The sequence below is a fragment of the Rhodosalinus sp. K401 genome (assembly GCF_041365735.1).
Classification (GTDB): domain Bacteria; phylum Pseudomonadota; class Alphaproteobacteria; order Rhodobacterales; family Rhodobacteraceae; genus Rhodosalinus.
In genome coordinates, this window is sequence record NZ_JBGFSI010000008.1 from 62,271 (window position 1) to 80,288 (window position 18,018).

20 protein-coding genes are annotated in these 18,018 nt (G+C 65.1%); 9 read left to right on the forward strand and 11 right to left on the reverse strand.

The window, feature by feature from the left end:
- Positions 1–7 precede the first annotated feature (7 nt).
- The 7 genes from AB6A66_RS10695 to hemJ form a co-directional block, all read right to left on the reverse strand.
- Positions 8–907, reverse strand: a complete 900-nt coding sequence (locus AB6A66_RS10695) for a ParB/RepB/Spo0J family partition protein (protein ID WP_371055874.1) — start codon at positions 905–907, stop codon at positions 8–10.
- Between the two features lie 15 nt (positions 908–922).
- Positions 923–1,732, reverse strand: coding sequence for a ParA family protein (locus AB6A66_RS10700; protein ID WP_371038847.1), 810 nt, complete (start codon positions 1,730–1,732; stop codon positions 923–925).
- Complete coding sequence (gene rsmG, locus AB6A66_RS10705; protein WP_371055875.1) at positions 1,725–2,354, reverse strand: 16S rRNA (guanine(527)-N(7))-methyltransferase RsmG; 630 nt, start codon at positions 2,352–2,354, stop codon at positions 1,725–1,727. The genes AB6A66_RS10700 and rsmG overlap by 8 nt, the downstream gene beginning before the upstream one ends.
- A complete protein-coding gene (gene mnmG / locus AB6A66_RS10710) occupies positions 2,335–4,218 on the reverse strand; it encodes a tRNA uridine-5-carboxymethylaminomethyl(34) synthesis enzyme MnmG (RefSeq protein WP_371055876.1) in 1,884 nt (627 codons plus the stop codon). Before mnmG ends, rsmG begins: the two co-directional genes overlap by 20 nt.
- 2 nt (positions 4,219–4,220) lie before the next feature.
- Positions 4,221–5,513 carry a tRNA uridine-5-carboxymethylaminomethyl(34) synthesis GTPase MnmE gene (gene mnmE, locus AB6A66_RS10715; protein ID WP_371055877.1) on the reverse strand — a complete coding sequence of 431 codons (1,293 nt, stop codon included), beginning with the start codon at positions 5,511–5,513 and terminating at the stop codon, positions 4,221–4,223.
- Positions 5,514–5,517: 4 nt separating this feature from the next.
- The gene (rho, locus tag AB6A66_RS10720) at positions 5,518–6,789 is read right to left on the reverse strand and encodes a transcription termination factor Rho (RefSeq protein WP_371038851.1); all 1,272 of its coding nucleotides are present in this window, start codon (positions 6,787–6,789) and stop codon (positions 5,518–5,520) included.
- Positions 6,790–6,909: 120 nt separating this feature from the next.
- The gene (gene hemJ, locus AB6A66_RS10725; protein WP_371055878.1) at positions 6,910–7,362 is read right to left on the reverse strand and encodes a protoporphyrinogen oxidase HemJ; all 453 of its coding nucleotides are present in this window, start codon (positions 7,360–7,362) and stop codon (positions 6,910–6,912) included.
- Positions 7,363–7,776: 414 nt separating this feature from the next.
- Here hemJ and AB6A66_RS10730 point away from each other — a divergent pair, with 414 nt between their 5' ends.
- From AB6A66_RS10730 to dnaQ, 4 genes are read left to right on the forward strand one after another with little or no spacing between them, the layout of a single operon-like run.
- On the forward strand, positions 7,777–8,376 hold the full coding sequence (locus tag AB6A66_RS10730; protein WP_371038853.1) for a nucleoside triphosphate pyrophosphatase: 600 nt from the start codon (positions 7,777–7,779) through the stop codon (positions 8,374–8,376).
- The gene (locus tag AB6A66_RS10735) at positions 8,373–9,209 is read left to right on the forward strand and encodes a shikimate dehydrogenase (RefSeq protein WP_371055879.1); all 837 of its coding nucleotides are present in this window, start codon (positions 8,373–8,375) and stop codon (positions 9,207–9,209) included. Before AB6A66_RS10730 ends, AB6A66_RS10735 begins: the two co-directional genes overlap by 4 nt.
- Positions 9,206–9,799 carry a dephospho-CoA kinase gene (gene coaE, locus AB6A66_RS10740; protein WP_371055880.1) on the forward strand — a complete coding sequence of 198 codons (594 nt, stop codon included), beginning with the start codon at positions 9,206–9,208 and terminating at the stop codon, positions 9,797–9,799. The genes AB6A66_RS10735 and coaE overlap by 4 nt, the downstream gene beginning before the upstream one ends.
- Positions 9,792–10,484, forward strand: coding sequence for a DNA polymerase III subunit epsilon (dnaQ, locus tag AB6A66_RS10745; RefSeq protein ID WP_371055881.1), 693 nt, complete (start codon positions 9,792–9,794; stop codon positions 10,482–10,484). The genes coaE and dnaQ overlap by 8 nt, the downstream gene beginning before the upstream one ends.
- A gap of 4 nt (positions 10,485–10,488) precedes the next feature.
- Here dnaQ and secB read toward each other — a convergent pair whose 3' ends face one another.
- Together secB and AB6A66_RS10755 are read right to left on the reverse strand one after the other, a co-directional pair.
- Positions 10,489–11,043 (reverse strand): protein-export chaperone SecB, encoded by a 555-nt coding sequence (gene secB / locus AB6A66_RS10750; protein ID WP_371038857.1) that lies wholly within the window; start codon positions 11,041–11,043, stop codon positions 10,489–10,491.
- 90 nt (positions 11,044–11,133) lie between these two features.
- Positions 11,134–11,616: an FxsA family protein gene (locus AB6A66_RS10755; RefSeq protein WP_371055882.1), complete on the reverse strand. Its 483-nt coding sequence runs from the start codon at positions 11,614–11,616 to the stop codon at positions 11,134–11,136.
- Between the two features lie 104 nt (positions 11,617–11,720).
- On the opposite strand from AB6A66_RS10755, the gene AB6A66_RS10760 reads away from it, so the two are divergent.
- The 3 genes from AB6A66_RS10760 (at position 11,721) to AB6A66_RS10770 (ending at position 14,013) form a co-directional block, all read left to right on the forward strand.
- Positions 11,721–12,383 (forward strand): Tim44/TimA family putative adaptor protein, encoded by a 663-nt coding sequence (locus AB6A66_RS10760; protein WP_371038859.1) that lies wholly within the window; start codon positions 11,721–11,723, stop codon positions 12,381–12,383.
- On the forward strand, positions 12,383–13,420 hold the full coding sequence (locus AB6A66_RS10765; protein WP_371055883.1) for a murein transglycosylase A: 1,038 nt from the start codon (positions 12,383–12,385) through the stop codon (positions 13,418–13,420). Before AB6A66_RS10760 ends, AB6A66_RS10765 begins: the two co-directional genes overlap by 1 nt.
- Before the next feature lie 152 nt (positions 13,421–13,572).
- The gene (locus AB6A66_RS10770; protein ID WP_371055884.1) at positions 13,573–14,013 is read left to right on the forward strand and encodes a Smr/MutS family protein; all 441 of its coding nucleotides are present in this window, start codon (positions 13,573–13,575) and stop codon (positions 14,011–14,013) included.
- Here the strand turns inward: AB6A66_RS10770 and AB6A66_RS10775 are convergent.
- On the reverse strand, positions 14,010–15,236 hold the full coding sequence (locus AB6A66_RS10775; protein WP_371055885.1) for an MFS transporter: 1,227 nt from the start codon (positions 15,234–15,236) through the stop codon (positions 14,010–14,012). The genes AB6A66_RS10770 and AB6A66_RS10775 overlap by 4 nt on opposite strands.
- 284 nt (positions 15,237–15,520) lie before the next feature.
- On the opposite strand from AB6A66_RS10775, the gene AB6A66_RS10780 reads away from it, so the two are divergent.
- Positions 15,521–15,946, forward strand: coding sequence for a cytochrome c family protein (locus tag AB6A66_RS10780; RefSeq protein ID WP_371055886.1), 426 nt, complete (start codon positions 15,521–15,523; stop codon positions 15,944–15,946).
- 75 nt (positions 15,947–16,021) lie between these two features.
- Here AB6A66_RS10780 and AB6A66_RS10785 read toward each other — a convergent pair whose 3' ends face one another.
- Entirely contained in the window at positions 16,022–17,140 is a 1,119-nt protein-coding gene (locus AB6A66_RS10785; protein ID WP_371038864.1) for a polysaccharide biosynthesis/export family protein, read from the reverse strand.
- A gap of 86 nt (positions 17,141–17,226) precedes the next feature.
- Between AB6A66_RS10785 and AB6A66_RS10790 the strand changes: the two genes are divergently transcribed.
- A complete protein-coding gene (locus AB6A66_RS10790; protein ID WP_371055887.1) occupies positions 17,227–17,949 on the forward strand; it encodes a sugar transferase in 723 nt (240 codons plus the stop codon).
- Positions 17,950–18,018: the final 69 nt, after the last annotated feature.

The window sequence follows — 18,018 nt, forward strand, 5'->3', positions numbered from 1 at the left end:
CGGGATTTCAGTTGCGACTCAATAGGTTACACAACGTATCAAGCTGCTCCAGCGAGTGATACCGGATCACAATGCGACCGCCATTGGTGCCCGGATCGTGCTCGATGGACACGCCCATCCCAAGCGCGGCATGAAGATCCCCTTCGAGCGCGCGGGTATCGGCGTCCTTCTCGCCGCCGCTTTGGCGCGGCGCGCGCGGTGAACGCGGCTCCTGCGCCGATTTCTTCACCAGCTTCTCGGTTTCCCGAACCGAAAGGCCCTTGGCGGCCACCTGCCGGGCAATCTCTACCGGCATGTCGGTTGCGACCAGCGCCCGGGCATGGCCGGCCGACAAACTGCCCTCGCGCACCATCCCCTGCACTTCATCGGGAAGATTGAGAAGCCGCAGCAGGTTCGCGATGTGGCTGCGGCTCTTGCCCAGCGCTTGCGCCAGCTTTTCCTGGGTGTGACCGAAGCGATCCATGAGTTGACGATAGCCGGCGGCCTCTTCCAGGGGATTGAGGTCGGCGCGCTGGATGTTCTCGACGATGGCGACTTCCAGCACCTCGGTATCATCGAAGTCGCGCACGAGAACGGGGATCTCGTGAAGCTGGGCAAGTTGCGCCGCGCGCCAGCGCCGTTCGCCGGCGACGATCTGGAAAGCGCCGGGATCCCGCGGGTCCGGGCGAACGATGAGGGGCTGAAGGATCCCGCGAGCGCGGACGGACTCCGCCAGTTCCTGCAAATCGGCTTCGGCGAAATGCCGACGCGGCTGATCCGGATTGGGCGCGACCTGCTCTATGGGCACGAGGGTGTCGGGACGCCGCGGTGCCGCCTCGCCAGAGGCGTCACGCGCCGGCTCCACATCCGCCATCAGCGCCGACAGCCCGCGCCCGAGACCGCGTGCCTTGCCCTTCTTTTCCGACATGCTTCAGTCTCCGGATCAGGCTGCCACTCGGGCATGATTGCGCAAAAGCTCCGCAGCGAGAGCGCGATACGCCTCGGCACCCTTGGAGGCGGGATCGTATTGCAGCACGGGCATCGCGTAGGACGGCGCCTCGCTCAGCCGGACATTGCGTGGGATCACGGTCTGGAAGACGAGCTCCCCAAGCGTTTCGCGCGCGTCGGCTTCCACCTGCTGCGAAAGATTGTTCCGCACGTCGTACATGGTCAGCACGACGCCCTCGATCCGGAGGCCGGTATTCGCGGTCGACCGAACCTCGCGGATCGTCAACATGAGTTGCGACAGACCCTCGAGCGCGAAAAACTCGCTTTGCAGCGGGACGAGCACCGAATCCGCCGCCACCATCGCATTGACGGTCAGAAGGTTCAGCGACGGCGGACAATCGATCAGGATATAGTCCCAACCATACTCTGCCATGCCGGACTGTCTGAGCGCCTTTTTCAGAAGGAAGCTGCGCCGTTCCGTGGTCAGAAGCTCCATGTCCGCGGAACTCAGATCGACGTTGGCGGGGATCAGCGCAAGCCCGTCGGGACCGCATTGGCGTATCACGTTCGCCAGGGCCACGTCTTCGAGCAGGAGATCGTATGTCGTGTAGTCGCGGCGCCCTGGTTCAACACCCAGCCCGGTGGAGGCGTTGCCTTGCGGGTCCAGATCCACGATGAGGACACGCTTTCCCTCTGCCGCAAGAGCCGCCCCGAGGTTGATCGTGGTCGTCGTCTTTCCCACACCACCCTTCTGGTTGGCTATGGCGATGATTTTCGGAACACGGGCACGGGGCGAATCAGGCACGCGCAATCTCTCCAATCGACAGGATGACGGCGGACGGGTCGGTGACACTTGGTATCGTGTCCGCCTCGAAAGTCCAAGTCCGACGGGCGTTTTCCACCTCTTCCCGCCATTTCGCACCCTTCGGCAGAAGCGCGCGGCCCCCCGGCGCAAGATGACGCATGACCAGGCCGAGCAAGCGCTCCAGTGGCGCAAGCGCGCGGGCCGATACGATATCGGCAGCTTGTGGAGACACGGTTTCGATGCGCTCAGCGATGATGTCGGCGTTCACGTCCGTCTCTCGGATGGCCGTCGCAAGAAATGCGGCCTTTCGCGTGTCACTCTCGATGAGAACGACACGCAAATCCGGGCGAAGCTCTCGCGCGAGGATTGCGATCACCATGCCGGGAAAGCCGCCTCCACTTCCCAGATCGACCCACCGCCTGGCCGGCGGCGCGAGGTGCCAAAGCTGTGCCGAATCGGCGATGTGACGCTCCTGCAAATCCGCGACTGCGGCCCGCGAAACCAGGTTGATGCGCGGCGACCATTTCTCGACGAGCCCGCGGAAATGGTCCAGGCGCGCTCCTGTTTCACGTGAAACATCCAGCGGCAAAGTGGGGGCCGCATTACCCAGCCGCGCGCGCATGCTCACGCTCCGCTTGCCGCAGCTTTACCAACAGCAGCGCGAGAGCCGCGGGCGTCATACCATCTATCCTGGATGCCTGGGCCAGATTGGTCGGGCGCGCCTCTTGCAGCTTCGCTTTCAACTCGTTCGAAAGCCCGGCGATTTCGGCATATTCGAACCCGCTGGGTATTGACAGCGCCTCATCCCGACGCATCGCTTCCACATCGCGCCGCTGCCGGTCGATGTAATTCGCATAAAGCGCATCTCTCTCGATCTGACGGCGAGTTCCGACATCCACTTCGCTAAGCGCCGGCTCGAACGCCTCCAACGTCTCGACGGTCACCCCGGGCACGGAGAGCGCCGAGAACCCATCCCTCCGCGGCCCATCCGGGTTCACGTCAACGCCTGCTCCGGCCAACTGCCGCGGCGTGACGGACATCGCGCCAAGACGCCGCCGAGCGCTTTCAAGCTCGCCCATACGCGCCTCGAAAACCCGTTGCCGTGCTTCGGAAACACAGCCGAGCTCGATCCCCTTGGGTGTCAGGCGCTGGTCCGCATTATCGGCCCGCAGCGCGAGCCGGAATTCCGCGCGCGACGTGAACATGCGATAGGGCTCGCTGACGCCCCGTGTCACCAGGTCATCGACCATAACGCCGATGTAGCTGTCAGAGCGGCCGAAATATACCGGCGCGCCACACTGCGCATGGCGCGCCGCATTGAGGCCAGCAACCAAACCCTGGGCCGCCGCTTCCTCATACCCGGTCGTGCCGTTTATCTGGCCCGCCAGATAGAGCCCCGGAACCGCTTTCGCCGCCAACGTCGCGTCCAGCGCACGCGGGTCCACGTAGTCATATTCGATTGCATAACCCGGTTGCAGGATCACCGCGTTTTCCAGCCCGACGATCGACCGGACATAGGACTCCTGCACTTCTTCTGGCAGCGACGTCGAAATGCCGTTCGGATAAACCGTCGAGACATCAAGCCCCTCGGGCTCAAGGAAGATCTGATGCGAGTCCTTGTCTGCGAACCGAACCACCTTGTCCTCGATCGACGGGCAGTAGCGCGGACCCACCCCGTCGATACGACCGCCATACATTGCAGAGCGATCCAGATTCGCCCGGATCACCTCGTGAGTCCTTGGATTCGTGTGCGTGATCCCGCACGCGACCTGTTTCGCGAATGGCGCGCGGTTCAGGAACGAAAACATGACGGGCTCGTCATCCCCGGGCTGCTTCTGCACGCGGGACCAATCAATCGTGCGGCCATCCAGACGCGGGGGCGTGCCCGTCTTCAGCCGCCCGAGCGGCAAACCGAAGGACTCGATACGCTCCGCGAGTGGTACCGAGGGTCTGTCGCCCATGCGCCCACCCGGCCGGCTGACATCCCCGATATGGATCACGCCGCGCAGGAACGTGCCCGTTGTCAGGACAACGGACGGCGCCGACAGTTCCGCGCCGTCGTGGAGGCGGACACCACGAACGGTGTCGCGCTCAATCACGAAATCGGTGACCTCTCCCTCGATCACCGAAAGGTTGGCGCAGCCGCCGATTTCCGCGGTCATCCATCTCTTGTAGAGGCCGCGATCGCTCTGGGCACGGGGGCCCTGAACCGCCGGGCCCTTCCGGCGGTTCAAAAGGCGGAACTGAATACCGGACCGGTCCGCCACGCGGCCCATGATCCCATCCATCGCATCGATCTCGCGCACGAGATGGCCCTTGCCAAGACCCCCGATCGCCGGGTTGCACGACATCACGCCCAGCCCGTCCCGCGTGAGCGTGACCAGCGCCGTGCGAGCGCCCATTCGGGCTGCCGCATGTGCGGCTTCGCAACCCGCATGGCCCCCGCCGATCACGATGACGTCGAAGTCCTGTTTCACGTGAAACACTCCTACTTCCCGAGACAGAAGCTGGCAAATATCTCGTCCAGCAAATCCTCTACATCGATCCGTCCCACCAGCGCTTCAAGGGTTCGAATCGAGGCCCTTGTTTCCTCCGCACCGACATCATACGCCTCCGGACCACGCGTCACCAACGCCACCGCCGCTTCGAGCGACTGTTCCGCACCGATCATCGCGACGCGATGGCGCTCTCGCGTGGCCAGCCCCGACCGGTTCACCCTGGCCCCGAGCACATCAGCGACCCGGCGCAACAGGTCCTCTACGCCCGCACCCGTAAGACCGGACACCCCGCCCACCGCGCCGCTCAGATCGGCCTTCGCGGTCAAAACGATATCCTCTGATTGCGGTGCGATCCCTTCCACGTCTTCCTTCGCGCTGACAAGGAAAACCCGCAAATCCGCTGCCGATGCACGGTCGCGGGCCCGGCTGATTCCGATCTCCTCAACGGCATCGCGCGCTTCGCGGATACCGGCCGTATCCAAAAACGTGACGGGCAGGCCATGAACGTCCATCCTGACCTCGATGACATCCCGCGTCGTTCCGGCGATATCCGACGTGATCGCGGCCTCCCTTCCAGCCAGGCGATTGAGGAGCGTGGATTTCCCAACATTCGGCGCACCGACGATCGCGACCTCGAACCCCTCCCGGACGCGCTCCGCTGCACCCATGCCACACAACTCGGTGCTAAGCCCATCCCGGACACGGCCCAGAAGCTCCAGCACTTCCACTGACACATCTTCCGGAACCTCCTCGTCAGCGAAGTCGATCACCGCCTCCAGAAGTGCCGCCGCCCGCACCAGATCCACCCTCCAGGACGCGACGCGCGCGCCAAGCGCTCCGCTCAATGCGCGCTGCGCTTGCCGCCGCTGCACCTCGGTTTCGGCTTCGATCAGATCGGCCAAGGCCTCGACCTGCGTCAGGTCGAGGCGCCCGGTTTCCATCGCGCGCCGGGTGAATTCGCCCGGTTCAGCACTCCGGCATCCGGGCAAGTCTCCAAGACAGGTCAGCACGCGTCTGACGACCGCGATACTGCCATGGCAGTGGAATTCCACGACATCTTCACCGGTGAAACTCTGACCTGCCTGAAACCGAAGCACCAGGGCCTCGTCCAGAACGTCGCCCTTGGCGTCCCGCAGCCTGCGCAGCCCGGCAAGCCGGGGCGGAGGGAGCGCCCCCGCAAGCGTCTCCGCAGCCGCATGGGCGTCAGGGCCCGATATGCGGATGACCGACACACCGGCCTTTCCCGGGGCCGTCGCGACCGCGAAAATCGTCTCTTCCGACACGGCCTCAGGTGTTCATGGAGTCGAAGAACTCCGCGTTCGTCTTGGTCTGCTTGAGTTTCGACAGCAGGAACTCCACCGCATCGGTGGTACCCATGGGGTTGAGGATCCGCCGCAGGACGAACGTCTTCTGCATGTCTCCCTTGTCCACGAGAAGCTCTTCCTTCCGCGTGCCGGACTTCAGGATGTCGATGGCGGGGAAGACGCGCTTGTCGGCGATCTTGCGATCCAGCACGAGCTCCGAGTTGCCGGTTCCCTTGAACTCCTCGAAGATCACTTCGTCCATCCGCGAGCCCGTGTCGATGAGCGCGGTCGCGATGATCGTCAGCGACCCGCCTTCCTCGATATTGCGCGCAGCGCCGAAGAATCGCTTGGGCCGTTGCAGCGCGTTGGCATCGACGCCCCCGGTCAGCACCTTTCCCGAGGACGGCACGACGGTATTGAAGGCTCTACCAAGTCTTGTGATAGAGTCCAAAAGAATAACAACATCTCGTTTATGTTCGACCAGGCGCTTCGCTTTTTCGATCACCATCTCGCTGACGGCCACGTGCCGCGTGGCCGGTTCGTCGAAGGTCGAGGAGATCACTTCCCCTTTCACCGAACGCTGCATGTCGGTCACCTCTTCCGGGCGCTCGTCGATCAGAAGAACGATGAGATAGCACTCTGGGTGATTCTGCTCGATCGAATGAGCGATGTTCTGCAGGATCACCGTCTTGCCCGTCCGCGGCGGCGCGACGATCAGGCTTCGCTGGCCCTTTCCGATCGGCGCCACCAGATCGATGATACGGGCCGAACGATCCTTGATGGTCGGGTCCTCGATTTCCATCTTCAGCCGCTCGTCGGGATAAAGCGGCGTCAGGTTGTCGAAGGCGATCTTGTGGCGGGCCTTCGCCGGGTCCTCGAAGTTGATCTTGTTCACCGCCGTGAGCGCGAAATAGCGCTCGTCCCCATCGGGCGCCTTGATCACGCCCTCGATCGTGTCCCCGGTGCGCAGGCTGTATTGCCGGATCATGTCGGGCGACACGTAGATGTCGTCCGGGCCCGGGAGGTAGTTCGCCTCGGGGGACCGCAGGAAGCCGAACCCGTCCTGCAGCACCTCGACCACGCCATCGCCAGAGACTTCCCAGCCCTCGTCCGCGCGCTCGCGCAGGATCTGGAACATCATCTCGCCCTTGCGCATGGTCGAGGCGTTCTCGATCTCGAGCTCCTCCGCCATGGCAAGAAGATCCTTGGGGCTCTTGGCCTTTAGGTCGGCAAGATTGAGACGCTCTTCGGTCATGAAAACACCGTTCCGGATCGCCTGCGCGGCCGTGATCCGCTTTGTCTGGGGATGGAGGTATTCTGCCCGGGCGGGCAGTCGTCGTCAGTTAATCGCGTGCGTGCCGCGAGTCAATCGTACTCACCACTTCACGACGACCGACAGGACGATCACGATCATCAGAAGCGTCGGAACCTCGTTCATCAACCGGTAGCGCCGCCCGGACAGCGCGTTTTCACCGCCTTCGAAGTCCTTGCGCCGCAGACCGAGCCAATGATGGAACCAGGTCATCGCGATCACGGCGAGCCCTTTCGTCCAGACCCAGATCTCGGTCCAGTGCGCCCCCGCTTGCGGGGTGAAGAGAAGCATAAGCCCCACCACCCATGTGACGATCATGGACGGGTTCATGATCAATCTCAGAAGCTTGGATTCCATGATCTGAAGGGTCGGGTCCAGCGCATCCCCCGGCGTCGCGCGTTCCGCGTGGTAGACGTAGAGCCTCGGCAGGTAGAACAATCCGGCCATCCAGGCGATGACCGCCATGATGTGCAGAGACTTCGTCCAGGGATAGATCAGGGCCAGCCAGTCCGTCACAGTCCGTACCTTCTTTGCAAGTCGGGCGAGCCTTAATGAAATATATATAGAGAAGAAAGGTAGATGTTCTTGTAGGGGCCGCCTCTGGATGTGGATTACCGGGCCTTGCACGAAACTTTTCACAGCACCGAGTCGCTTGTGGACAGACATGTGGAAGCAGTGGGGCTGAAAGGGTTAAAATTGTAAAATCAACGCGGTACACGGACCCGACTTGCGGATGAAAGGTGAAGACATGCGGCACACGGAGCCGGAGGCCGAGCTTCTCCACACCTCCAAACTGTCCCTTGTCACAGCCGGACGACTGCGGGAGAACGCAAGTGGAGCAGGCGGGTGGTTCACATGGCATGAGGCTGCTTCGGCGAGGTCCCCGGCCACCCCCGTCACAATGCCGCGTTTTCACACGGAGTTGTGCACATGAGCGATGCGATTGTCCTCGCCTCGGGATCGGCCATCCGCGCGTCGATGCTGCGCCAAGCCGGTCTCGAGATCGAGACGGTTCCGGCCCGTCTCGACGAGAGCGCGGTGAAAGCATCGATGGAAGCCGACGGCACGCCGCCGCGCGACCTGGCCGACGCGCTAGCCGAGATGAAGGCGCGCAAGGTCAGCGACCGCATGCCGGGCAGGCTCGTTCTGGGCTGCGATCAGGTTCTGGCGCATGAAGGGTCGATGCTGTCCAAGCCCCGGTCGCTGGAGGAGGCGCGCGACCAAGTGCAACGTCTGCGCGGGACCTCGCATCGGCTTCTGTCGGCGGCCGTCGCGTGCCGGGACGGCCGCCCGCTCTGGCGGCATGTGGGCGAGGCGCGTCTGGTCATGCGGGAGTTTTCCGACCAGTATCTGGCGGACTACGTGGCGAGGAACTGGCCGGGTCTGGGGGAGAGTGTGGGCGGCTACAAGCTGGAGGAGGAGGGCGTGAGGCTCTTTTCCGCCATCGAGGGCGATCACTTCTCGATCCTCGGTCTGCCGCTCCTTCCTCTGCTGTCCTGGCTCACGGTGGCAGGGGAGATCGAAGGATGACAGAGGTCGCGAAGATACCTCTTGCAGGCGTGGTGGGTCACCCGGTGGCGCATTCCCGGTCCCCCCGGCTGCACGCTCACTGGCTGCGCGCCATGGGATTGCGCGGCCATTACATCCCGATGGACGTAGCGTCAGCCGATCTTGCCGAGGTGATCCGCACCTTGCCGAAGGCCGGCTTCGTCGGCGTGAACATCACCATTCCCCACAAGGAAAAGGTGCTCGATCTCGCGGATCTCGTGACGGATCGGGCCACTCTGATCGGCGCAGCGAACACCCTCATCTTCCGCAAGGACGGGCGCATTCACGCGGACAATACCGATGGGTACGGTTTCATCGAGAACCTGCGCCGGAACGCGCCGGGATGGGATGCAAGCGGTGGGCCTGTGGTCGTGCTGGGCGCAGGTGGCGCGGCGCGCGCGGTGGTTGCCTCGCTGCTCGATGCCGGCGCGCCCGAGATCATCCTGACGAACCGGACACGGGCCCGGGCCGAGACGATCAGGCAGGATTTCGGAACCCGCATCCGGGTCGAGGACTGGGTGCAGGCCGGCAACGTGATCGAGGAGGCTGCAACCGTGGTCAACACGACCTCCCTCGGGATGGAGGGCCAGCCAGAGCTTCGCGTGCCGCTCGACGGGTTGCGGCCGGACGCGGTGGTGACCGATCTGGTCTACACGCCGCTTCAGACGCGGCTTCTGAAAGTGGCCGCCGAGATGGGTTGCGTGACCGTCGATGGCCTCGGGATGCTGATCCACCAGGCGATTCCGGGATTCGAGCGCTGGTTCGGCGAACGCCCGGAGGTGACGGAAGCCACGCGCGAGGCCATCCTGAAATGACGTTCCGGCTGGGTCTGACGGGGTCCATCGGAATGGGCAAGTCCACCACGGCGGCAATGTTCGCCGACGAGGGGTGCGAGGTCTGGGACGCCGACGCCGCGGTGCATCATGCCTATGCCGCCGGCGGCGCCGCGGTCGATCCGATCGGGGCGCTGTTCCCCGAAGCGCTTGTGGGCGGCGAAGTGTCGCGCGACGCCCTCAAGCGGCGCATCGCGGAAGACCCGGACGCCCTCGCCCGCGTCGAGGCGATCGTGCACCCGATCGTGGCCGAGGATCGGCGCCGCGCCGCCCGGCAAACGCAGGCCGACATCATCGTCTTCGACATCCCGCTGCTGTTCGAAACCGGCGCGGATGCGATGATGGATGCCACCGTTTGCGTCACGGTCGATGAGGCGACCCAGCGCCGGCGCGTCCTGTCTCGACCGGGGATGACGGACGCGCAGTTCGAGGCGATCCTCTCCAAGCAGATGCCAAGCACGGAGAAGGAAGCGCGCGCCGATCATGTCGTGGTGACCGACACGCCCGAACACGCCCGTGCACAGGTGCGTGCGATCGTCGCGGAAATCAGGGAGAAGTTGGCAGATGCGTGAAATCGTTCTGGATACGGAAACGACCGGTTTCGACCCCGAGACGGGCGACCGCATCGTCGAGATCGGCGCGCTGGAGCTTTTCAATCACGTTCCCACTGGCCGAACCTTTCACCAGTACATCAACCCCGAGCGCCCGATGCCGCAGGACGCCTTTCAGGTCCATGGCCTGGGAGACGACTTTCTTCGGGACAAGCCCCTCTTCGCCGTGATCGCGCAGCCGTTCCTCGACTTCGTGGGCGGCGATGCCAAGCTCGTCATTCACAACGCGGCGTTCGACATGAAGTTCCTGAATGCCGAGCTGGGGCGGCTGGGCCATCCCGTGCTGCCATGGGAAAGGGCGATAGATACCCTGACGATCGCGCGGCAACGCTTTCCCGGATCGCCCGCCTCTCTCGACGCGCTCTGTCGCCGCTTCGGCGTCGACAACGGGGCCCGCACGCTTCACGGGGCCCTGCTCGATGCGGAAATCCTCGCCGAGGTCTACCTGGAGCTGATCGGCGGGCGCCAGCCGGATCTCGTCCTGGCACCGGTATCGAAGACACGGCGGGACGGACACGGCGAGGCGGGCCATCACAGGATGGAGCCGCGCCCGCGCCCCTTGCCCCCGCGCATCACCGAGGAGGAACGCGCGTCCCACGCCGCGCTCGTGGAGCGCCTGGGCGACACGGCCCTCTGGCCGCGCTGACGCGTCAGGCGTCCGCGCGGGGCGGCGCGCCGGCCTCGTCGGTCTGTTGCTTCTGCTCGGCCTGGAGCCGCACGAGCTCGTTGCGGTAAAGTTGCAGGAAGTCGATGTTCTCGAGGTTGAGTGGCGGGAAGCCCCCGTCGCGGCTGACATCGCTGACGATCCGGCGAAGATACGGAAAGAGCATCCGGGGACATTCGATCATCAGGTATGGGTGCAACTGCTCCCGCGCCACGTTCTCGACGTGGAAGACGCCGGCATAATCGATTTCCATGAGGAAGAGCGGATCGCCGGTTTCTTTCGAGGCCGACGTGATCGAGAGCTTGATGATCACTTCGTACTGGTTCTCGGCCTCGCGCTTGCGCGCATCCAGATTGACCTTCACTTGGATGTCCGGCTGGCCTTCGCTGCGCGCGCCCTTTTGCACGAGGATGTTCTCGAACGACATGTCGCGCACGTACTGCGCGAGCACGCTCATCTTGACGGGCTGCTGGCCTTGCTGCTGCGCGGACTGTTGATCCGCCTGCCCCGCGCCGCCCGCGCCGTTTTCGGTTTCGGCCATCACGTCACTCCAGACTGGGATTGGATCTCGCTTCGACGGCGCTCTTAGCAGCCGCGCCCGCCCGCCTCAATGCCGTATGGCGGCACGCACTCAATGATGGGTCCATCCGGACCGGGGGCGGTGCGTGGGATTCTTGGGTGGCGGCGCCTCTTCCCACTCCCCTTCGATCACGTCGTCGCGGGGATGCGGCGCGTGGGGCGGCGGGCCGCCCGGACCGGAGCGATGGATGACGATACGACGTATCGCGTGTCGGATGACCAGAGCGCGCATCTGCGGCACGAGGAGAAGGAAACCGACGGTGTCGGTGAAGAAACCGGGCGTCAGCAGCAAGGCGCCGGAAAAGAGAATCATCGCCCCGTGGGCCAGCGGCGCTGCGGGATCCTCCAGCCGCTCGAGGCTTCGTTGCAACTTCCGCAGGGCCTCGAGGCCCTGATTGCGCACCGCCGCCGCGCCGACGAGGGCGGTGACGACGACAATTGCCAGAGTGGGCCAGAGCCCGATCAGGCCGCCCACCTCGATGAAAAGGGCGATTTCGATCAACGGGATCGCCAGAAAGGCGAGAAAAAGCCACATGCGACGTCCCCCCGGTCAGTCGTGCGCGCGGTGGACTTGACCGCGCAAGTTCCCTACATAAGTGCGGTGAACGACATTTTCCAACCGTGCCCCAAGAGGACTAGATGAACTCTCCTCTCCTGCAGCTTCTGGTGCTGGCCGGCATCGCCGTATTCCTGATCCTGCGCCTGCGAAGCGTGCTGGGCACGCGTGAGGGGTTCGAGAAGCCCCCCGTCGCGGAACGCGGGGGGTCCGCCCCTCCCCGCCGCCCCGAATTCGAGGTGATCGACGGGGGCCCCGACGAGGATATCACCGACCACGTCCCCACCGACAGCGACGCGGCGGACGCCTTCGCCCGGATGAAGTCTGTGGACCCGACCTTCGGTGTGGCCGACTTCCTCCAGGGTGCGCGAGCGGCCTACGAGATGATCCTCATGGGCTTCGAGAAAGGCGACATGGACGCGCTCAAGCCGTTTCTCGCCGACGACGTCTACGAAAGCTTCGAAGAGGTGATCCGCGCCCGCGAGGAGCAGGGCCTTTCGGTCGAGGCGGAGTTCGTGGGTGTGCGCGATCTGTCGGTGGTGGACGCAAGCTTCCATTCCGAAAGCCGCCTGGCCGAGATCACGGTACGGTTCGTCGGCGAGCTTACCTCGGTCGTGCGCGACAAGGATGGCAACATCGTCGAAGGCAGCCCCACCGAAGTCCGCCGGCAGAAGGACATCTGGACCTTCGCACGCGTCATGGGCACCGACGATCCCAACTGGCAGCTTGTCGCCACGGGTGAGTGATGCGCGGCGCGCTGCGAGCGATCGCCGTGGCGATGCTCGCGGTGGCCGGCACTGACGCGCCGGCGGAGCGGTCCGTCTCGATCCTGTCCTTCGAGGAGTTGGATGGCTGGGCGGAGGACGATCACGCGGCCGCGCTCGCCGTGTTTCTCGAAACCTGCCCCGACCTAGACGCACGCGACTGGCAATCCCTCTGTGCGCTCGCCCAGAACCAGACGGACGCGCGCACTTTCTTCGAGCTGTTCTTCCGTCCGGTGCTGATCGAGGACGGCGCGCCGCCTCTCTTCACCGGGTATTTCGAGCCGGAACTGAACGGCTCGCGCCAGCGCACGCCGCGTTACCGTCACCCCGTCTACAGCGTCCCGCCCGAGCTCCCCGGCGGCCGGCCCTGGTTGTCCCGCCGGCAGATCCTGACATCCGGGCTGCTCGAGAATCGCGGATTGGAAATCGCCTGGGTCGACGACCCGGTGGAGCTTTTCTTTCTCCAGATCCAGGGGTCCGGCCGCATCAGGCTGGACGACGGGTCGGTCATCCGCGTCGGCTATGGCGGGGCGAACGGACATCCCTACCGCTCCGTCGGGCAGGAACTCGTGCGCCGTGGCGTCTACGCGCCGCACCAGGTCTCGGCGCAGGTGATCGGCGCCTGGGTGCGCCGGAACCCGGATGCCGGCCGGGAACTGCTATTTCACAACCCGTCCTACGTGTTTTTCCGCGAGGTGACCAATGTGCCCGCGGAGCGGGGGCCGCTGGGGGCCATGAACCGTTCCGTCACGGCGCTGCGGTCGATCGCGGTCGATCCAGCGCATGTGCCGCTCGGTGCGCCGGTCTGGGTCGAGAAAGACGGCGCCGACCCGATGCGCCGGCTGATGGTCGCGCAGGATACGGGGTCCGCGATCAAGGGCGCGCAACGGGCCGACATCTTCTTCGGGACCGGCCCACGCGCCGGCCGCCGCGCCGGCCGGTTGCGGGATCCGGGCCGGATGGTGGTGCTGATGCCCATCCAGCGTGCCTACGCGATGTTGCCGGAGTCGTTGCAGTGACCCGCGGGCGCCTGAGTTCCGAGGATCTCGCGCTGTGGCGGCAAGTCGCCCGAAGCGCCGAACGGCTGCATGCCGATCGCCCCCCGCGCGACGAGGGGGAGCGCGCGGATCGGGCGCCGTCACCGGCCCCCCGGCGGTCTGCGGGCCCCGCGGTGCCTGCGGGGTTCCGGATCGGCGGGGCTGCGCCGGCATCCGGCGGCGCCCGCGATCTGGCGCCGGATCTCTCGGCGCGGGTCGAAGCCGCGCCGCTTCGGATGGACCGGAAGACACATCAGAAAATGAAGCGCGGGCGGCTCGACCCGGAGGCGCGGATCGATCTTCATGGCATGACGCTGGACGAGGCGCACCCCGCGCTCGTCTCGTTCATCCTCGCAAGCCAGGCGGCGGGACGACGGCTGGTGCTCGTCATCACCGGAAAGGGCCGGCGCGCGGAGGATCACGGCCCGATCCCGCGGCGTCAGGGTGTGCTGCGCCATCAGCTTCCGCACTGGCTCTCGACGCCGCCTTTGTCGCAGGCCGTTTTGCAAGTGCGCGAGGCCCATCTGAAGCATGGCGGCGGCGGGGCCTACTATGTCTACCTTCGCCGGCGCTAGGCCGGTCGCGACAGAAGCGGCCGCGCCCGCGTCACGCCTATCGCCATCAGCGCGCTCGCGAAGACGAAATATACGGCGACCGCAAGGTACTGCGCTTCAAGCCCGACGCCGAGACCGATCAGCGCGCCCGTGACCCCCGGACCGATCGCGGTGCCCAACACCATGACCGCGGCGGCCATCGCCTTGATCGCACCAAGATGGCGCGTGCCGTAGAATTCGGCCCAGAAGGCGTTGGGAAGCGTCACGTTGGCGCCTGTCGTGACCCCGAGCAGAAAGATCCCGAAGAGCGCGGCCGACGGCGTGGTTGCCGTGGCGAAGATGACGAAGGCGCCCACCATCGGAAGCTGGAACCAGGGCATGAGGCGGCCGGTCCCCACCCGATCGAGCGCCCAGCCCGACACGAGCATCGAGGTGACGCCCGTGACCGTGTAGACGGGAAAGAGCGCCACGAGGCTGAGATGGGTCCAGCCCTTTATCTCGGCGAAGTGCACCTGCTGGAAGAAGAAGGCGGTGTTGAACGCGGCTGGCCCCAGAAGCGCAGGGACCATGAACCAGAAAAGCCAATGGCGAAGCCCTTCTCGGCGCGTCCAGTGACGGTCCAACATGCCCAAGGTCGCGCCGCCCTCCGCTGCGAAGGACTGCGGCGTGCGCTCTCGGACGAGAAGGATACGCAGAAGCGGGATACCGGCCAGCGCCATGACGGCGGCGAGCACCCACAGGACGCGCCAGTCCAGCACAGTGAGAAGCGCGACGAAGGTGATGGGCAGCAACGCCTCGCCGATGGCGGTGCCCAGGGTGGCGATGGAAAGCGCTCGCCCCCGCGCGGCGATGAACCAGCGAGACATCGCCACCATCGCGATATGGCTTGTCATGCCCTGGCCGGTGAAGCGGAGTGCCAGGATGACCAGGGGAAGCGCCCAGGCTCCCGGAACGGCGGCCATGGTCAGGCAGGCGATGGCCAGAAGACCCAGAATGGCCGTGCCGAGCGTCCGGGCCCGAAACCGGTCGGTAAGGGCGCCCGCCCACAGCATGGCAAGCGCGGAAGCCCCGGTGCCCAGCGTGTAGATCGCACCCCACGCCGCATGGCCGAGATCGAAGGCGGCGCGGATCTCGCCCGCGAAGACGGATATGAAATACGTCTGTCCGAAGCTCGACAGGAACGCCAGCAACGCCCCGGCCGAGAGCCAGCGCGCATTGAGCCTCAGGAAATCGCGGTTGTCCATTCCGGCTTCCTGCGCGCTCGGCACGCCGGGCGCAAGCGCCGCGCATTCCCCACATGCCGAGCCCCTCGTGCCACTGCCGATCAGACGCAAGGGCGGCGTTGCGTGAAACGTCGACCTTGCCGGTCCCGGTGCCGCCCGGGCCTCGTGCGTGCGCCGCACGTGCCGGGGCGACAGCTCTGCCCGCACATCCTCGGGGTCAGGTTCTATGCAACTTGCAAGCGCCGTGTTGACATGTCTGGCACAGGGCTAAACTGTCTCATCAGGATAAAACCATGGAGACAGCAATGACAGCCAGAACGATGACTGCGCTTCTCGCAGCCTGCCTCGCCACGCCGGTGGTCGCGCAGGAGTTCAGCGGCGACCCGGAAGCCGGGGAAAGCCTGTTCAACCGCTGCAAGGCCTGCCACATGATCGTGGACGATTCCGGCGAGCAGATCGTGCGGGGCGGGCCCGTCGGGCCGAACCTCTACGGCGTGATGGGGGGCCCCGCCGCCGAAGTAGAGGATTTCCGCTACGGCGACGGTATCCAGAAGGCCGCCGAGATGGGCCTCGAGTGGACCGAGGAAAACTTCGTGGCCTACGTCCAGGATCCGCAGGGTTTCCTGCGCGATTACACCGACGACAGCGGCGTGCGTTCCAAGATGGCGTTCCGTCTGAACACCGGCATGGAAGACGTCTACGCCTATCTCGTGAGCGTCAGCAGCGAGTAATCGACGCCTTCGGTTTGTTGCGAAGGGCGCCCTCGGGCGCCCTTCCCGTTTCCCCGCCTCACGCGCGTTTCCGGCTCAGTTTGCCAGCCCCTCCGCTGCGCCGGCGACGCCGAGCGCGGTCCCGATCAGCGAGAAGATCGTGGTGACGCGCGTCACGGGCGATTCCGTCGCGAGAACCGTATCTCCGGGATTGACCCGGAACCCGCGCGCGGCAAAGAGGCCGTCCGCGCTCGTCAGGTCGAAGCTGAAAACGACCTGCTCGTGGGTCGGCCCCGCATGGGCGGGTGAAACCTGCCAGCGCTCGTAATCGCGCAGGATAAGGACGCCCTTGGGGTCGGCACGCGCGTCGGAAATCCCGCCCATCAGGGTCACCGCCTCGAGGGCGCTCACCTCGTCCTTGGGGAAATAGATGATGTTCTCGGTGCCCGCGGCGCCGAGCGCGGTAAAGCTGCGCCGGTCTTCTTCCACGACGACCTTGTCGCCGCCGCGCAGGGTCGCGTTCCGGCTCGCCTCGGCGAAGAGCTGGTCGGCGCGGATTTCGTAGGTGTTGCCGCCCCGGATGAGGCGCACGAGAGGATTGCGCAGATCGGAACTTATGCCGCCGCCCTCTGCGATCGCGCTGAGGATGGTGTAATCGCGGCCCGGAAGCGGGATCCTGCCCGGCGTCGCCACGCCGCTCACCAGGTCGATGGAGTTGGAAGAGCCCTGCTCCACGGAAAGCTGGACCTGCGCCGAGGGCACGATGCGCTCCATCTCGGTCTGGATGCGTTCACGCGCCTCGTTCGGGGTAAGTCCGTTGATCACCACATCGTCCACGTAGGGAACGAAGATCGTTCCGTCGGGCGCGACCTCTATCCCGTTCAGATCGATACGCTTTTCGTCGGCGCCCGTCAGAAGCGACACGTCCTGGCTGTCCCAGATCACGAGGGTGACGCGGTCCCCGGCGCGGATGATCGTGGAGGAAGGCGCGCCGGATGCCTGAGGCCAGTGATAGCCGCCGCGCCACCCCGTTGTCGGCCAACGGTTGAGTGCCTCGGCATTGGCGCGGCTGACCGCCACGACCTGAAAGCTGGGGCTCCCGGAAACGCGTTCGCGGGTGACCTCGGATTGCAGCGCGGCACCGCGGGGAAGGCTGCACGCCGAGAGCCCGAAAGATACCAGGATTGCGATGGAAATGCGCGGGAACGATTTCACAAGCCGATCTCCTGGCCCCTGACCAACGCTCGACATGATCATTGGCGGGCCGTAATACGGTAAGGCTAAGACATGCAGCGCAAAAGATGCCATTGTTCCACGAGAAGCTTGCGCCGAGATTGTTGCAACTCCGCAACCCGACATGGCGCTATCGGGGATACCCGCTGAAACGCACGGTCGATGTTCTCGGGTCACTCACGCTTGCGGTGGTTCTCTCCCCGCTCATCCTTGTCGTGGCCCTGCTTGTCTGGTGGCGAGATGGCGGGCCCGTCCTTTACAGATCGGAACGGATGCGAGCACCGGAACGGCCGTTCCTGCTCTGGAAGTTCCGCACGATGCGGCCGGTACCCGACGACAGCGGCGTTTCCGGGGGCCACAAGGTCTTCCGCATAACGCCCACGGGCAGACTGCTTCGGCGCATGAGGCTCGACGAACTGCCGCAGTTGTGGAACGTGTTCCGTGGCGACATGAGTTTCGTGGGCCCGCGCCCCCCGCTTCGCCTTTACGTGGAGAGTTTTCCCGAGCTTTACGCCGAGGTGCTTCAGGTGAAGCCGGGGATCACGGGTCTGGCGACACTCGTCTTTCTTCCGACCGAGGAACGGCTCTTGCAGGCGTGCGAGAGCCCGGCGGAAACGGATGCCGTTTACGGGCGGCGCTGTGTCCCGAGAAAGGCGCGTCTCGATCGTCTCTACGCGGAACACCAAGGATTGTGTTACGATTTCTGGCTGATGTTCGCGACGATTCGCCGGTCACTTCCGCCAAGCCCCGGACGGAGGCGACCGCCCACGAAGCGGGCGTCCACTGGCTGAATGCCGCCGCCGAGGCGCAGGAATATTGGAGTTCCGCATGTGCCGGAGATATATTTAAACTTTGTTTAC